General features: G+C 62.1%; 1 protein-coding gene. It reads left to right on the plus strand.

The genetic code is table 11. The annotated features are described in order from the left end of the window. A partial coding sequence (gene tssL / locus AC2A06_RS18955; RefSeq protein ID WP_484381311.1) for a type VI secretion system protein TssL, short form occupies positions 1-356 on the plus strand: 356 nt, incomplete at both ends.

Genomic DNA, 356 nt, shown 5'->3' on the forward strand with positions numbered 1-356 from the left:
GGGCGTGTACTGTGGGAACGCTGTGTGGCGGACGTTGAACAGGTCCAGCAGGCGTTGAAACAGGCCGGTTATAGCGAGGCCAATCGCCAGCATATCCTGTATGCCCAGTGCGCGCTGATTGACGAAGTGGTCAAGGGGCGCGGGGTGCAGGATGATGCGTGCGTACAGTGGTACGACGTGCCGTTGCAAGGTCATTTTCTCGGGACGTTGGAAGCGGGGGATGCGTTGTGCAACCGCATGCGCGATGTGCTGCATGAGCCGGCCCCGGACAGCGCGGTGCTGACCTGTTTCCACCGGGTGATGATGCTGGGTTTTCTCGGCGGTTATCGGCAGTTGGATGACCCGGCGCGGCGCCA

This window comes from Serratia sp. HNCC26DJ244, assembly GCF_057180565.1.